The organism is Nocardioides sp. (genome assembly GCF_036274455.1).
GTDB lineage: Bacteria > Actinomycetota > Actinomycetes > Propionibacteriales > Nocardioidaceae > Nocardioides.
Genome location: NZ_DASUFR010000199.1, coordinates 1 through 3,092, shown reverse-complemented (window position 1 = coordinate 3,092; position 3,092 = coordinate 1). Strand labels below are relative to the sequence as shown.

Annotated in this window: 2 protein-coding genes; both read right to left on the bottom strand. The window is 72.0% G+C overall.

Going from position 1 to position 3,092, the window contains the following annotated elements; all coding sequences use genetic code 11:
- Positions 1–184: 184 nt before the first annotated feature.
- On the bottom strand, positions 185–1,510 hold the full coding sequence (locus VFV89_RS19775; RefSeq protein ID WP_329707690.1) for a phospholipase D-like domain-containing protein: 1,326 nt from the start codon (positions 1,508–1,510) through the stop codon (positions 185–187).
- Between the two features lie 38 nt (positions 1,511–1,548).
- Positions 1,549–3,092: ATP-dependent DNA helicase (locus tag VFV89_RS19770; protein WP_329707689.1), on the bottom strand; the 1,544-nt coding region annotated here is incomplete at its 5' end.

Below are 3,092 nucleotides of genomic sequence, written 5' to 3'. Positions count from 1 at the left end.
GGTGCGGGTCGGGACCGGGGGTGGCGCCCCCGGAGGCGTAAAGCGGCTTGGCCGCGGCGCGGGTAGCGCTACGCAACCACGCTGGCAGCTGTTGCCCGCGACGCGCCGCCGCAGCCCCGGGGGCGACAGCCCCCGGGCCCGGCCCGCTGACGGTGCCACGAACGAAGACCCAGACCCACAACCCTCAATGACAGTGGGCTTGGACGGGGACTGCTGAGACCCGGCTCTGGTGGGCGTGGCGGAAGGAGTCGGTGACGTGGGCGACGAAGGTCTTGAAGGCCCACTTGCCGTCGAGGCGGAGCATCATCTCGTCGTTGTAGAAGATGCCGCCGCAGGTGGTGTTGCTGGTGCCGGTGACGACGACGTACCGCTCCTTGCCGTGGATCTTGGCGTGGATCGCGTAGACCTTGTCGTGGGCGATGATCGTGCGGACGACGTTGTTGTTGATGTCGACGAGCTTGCCGTTGGGGAGGCGGAACGGCGACTGGATCCAGTTCTCGATCAGGTCGCGGGTGGTGATGATCCGCATCTTGCAGCCTTCGTTCCAGAGGCGGCCGATCTGGGCGCGGACGTCGTAGCGCTGGATGACCGCGACCATGATGTCGACGGTCTTCATCCCCTTGGCGCAGTGGACGGACTTGAGGGTGTTGAGGACGAGGTCGCCGTGGCGGGGGTAGACCATCGCGCTCGGTGGGCCGGCGTAGGACCGCTGCTTGTCCGACCACGCCACGCCACCGACCTTCCAGCTCTGGGCGCGCAGCCGCTGGAAGTACTGCAGCCCGTAGGCGTAGAAGCCGTCGTCGTAGACCCGGGTGAGGCTGTTGACCTGGGAGTACTGGCGGCCCTCGAAGTTGCTCGAGGAGGTGATCACCGACTTCCTGCCGCCCACGTCGGCGAGCAGGAGCTTGAGGTGGTTGACGTTCTGCGAGGGCGGGGCCGGGCCGCTGCCGGCCCACGGGAGGCAGGAGCCCTTGCAGACCACGACGTTGCGGGCCATCGGGTCGCCCGCCTCGATCTGGGCGATCACCGAGCGGCCGGCCGGCTTGGTGGTCATGTCGGCGTCGGCCACGATCTCGACGTGGGCGCCGCGCTTCTGGGCGCCGACGAGCGCCTTGGTGGTGGCGGGGATGTCCCAGCGGAACATCGCGATCCGCAGCGAGTCGCCCTTGCCGGCCGACTTGAAGATGTCGATGAAGTGGCGCACGACCGCGGGGTCGCTGCCGCCGTGGGTGCCGGGCGAGGAGAAGCAGACCTCGTACGCCGCACCATCGGTGTTGCAGCCGCTGATGGTGGTCCTGGCCGTGGTGACGGCGGGCGCCTGGGCAGCCGCGCCGGTGGCGGTGCCGTCGACCTCACCGTCGGACGCCGGAGCCGAGCTGACCACCGTGGTCGTCCGCGCCGAGCCGACCGACGTCCGGGCTGCCGGCGCCCCGGCGTGGCTGGCGGCGCAGGCGGTCGCCCCGACGAGGATCAGGGCGACGAGTGCGGAGCGTCCGAGGCGCGTGGGCATGTGCTCCAGCGTCTCATCCGTGATTTCGGGGCGTTCGACTACCGTGCGTCCGACTGGGCGGCCGCCGCAAGACGGGCCAGCGCCTGCCGGGCCACGGCGGGGTCGGTGGTGGTCCACATCGGCGCCAGACTGGCCTTGAGGAAGCGGCCGTAGCGAGCGGTCGCCAGCCGCGGGTCGAGCACGGCGACGACTCCACGGTCGGTGGAGGTGCGGATCAGCCGGCCGGTGCCCTGGGCCAGCAGCAGCGCGGCGTGGGTGGCGGCCACCTGCATGAAGCCGTTGCCGCCGGCCCGATCGGCGGCCCGCTGACGGGCGCTCATCAGCGGGTCGTCGGGGCGCGGGAACGGGATCCGGTCGATGAGGACGAGCTGGCAGGTGTCGCCGGGGACGTCGAGCCCCTGCCAGAGCGAGAGCGTGCCGAACAGCGCGGTGTGCGGGTCGTCGACGAACTGCCGGGCCAGCTCGGGGAGCTGGGCGTCGCCCTGCGCCAGCGTGGTGAGGTGCGGGAGCCGTTCGCGCACCACGTCGGCCGCGGCCTCGGCGGCCCGGCGGCTGGAGAACAGCCCGAGCGCGCGACCCTCGCAGGCGTCGACCAGCTCGACGATCTCGTCGAGCTGGGCGCGTCCGAGCCCGTCCCGGCCGGGCGGCGGGAGGTGGCGGGCGACGTAGAGGATCGCCTGCTGGGCGTAGTCGAACGGGCTACCGACGTCGAGGCCGCGCCAGGGCAGGACGCCGTCGGACCTCTCGACGGCGGCCCCCGCGAACTGCGGAGCCTCGACGTTCTCCTCCGGCTTCAGCCCGAAGCTCGACGCCACGGCGGTGAAGTCACCGCCGAGCCGGAGGGTGGCGCTGGTGAAGACGGCGAGCTTGTCGGTCAGCAGCTTGTCGCGCATCGGCCCCCAGACCTGCAGCGGCGCCACGCACAGGTGGGGTGGCCGGTGCTCGGCTCCCTCGGTCACCCACAACACGTCGGACTCGGCGTTCGCCGCCAGCCGCTCGGCGGTGGCGAACACCTCCTGCACGGCACCCTTGGCCTGGGTGAGCCCCGCGTCGGCATCACCGCCGCCGGCGTCGCCCTTGGGATAGGCCGAGAGGCAGGCGCGGGCGCTGTCGCGCACCGTGACCAGCGCGTCTCCGAGGGCGTCGGGCAGCACGTCGATCCGGCCGGGCGACAGGTCGTTGATGGCGACCCGCAGCGCGTCACCGGCGTCGGCGAGGTCGTCGGCCTCGCTGCCGTCGACGTGCCGCTGCGACCGCTTCGCCGCGCGGTCGACGTCGGCCGCGAACAGCTCGTCGGTGGCGGCCTGGGTGACCCGGGTGACGAGCTCGTGTGCCTCGTCGACCACCACGACGTCGTAGTCGGGGATCATCGGCACGCCCTCGATCGCGTCGATCGCCAGCAGCGAGTGGTTGGTGACGATCAGGTGCGAGCGCTGGGCCCTGTCCCTGGCCAGCTCGGCGAAGCACTCCTGGCCGAACGGGCACTTGGCTGCGCCGAGGCACTCGCGGTGGTTGACCGAGACCTGGCGCCACTCGCGGTCGGTGTGCCGCGGCGCGTGGTCGCGCTCGCCGCTGCCGCCCT

Excerpts from the sequence above, each read along its gene's own strand:
- VFV89_RS19775 (WP_329707690.1), bottom strand. The coding sequence starts at position 1,510 with ATGCCCACGCGCCTCGGACGCTCCGCACTCGTCGCCCTGATCCTCGTC.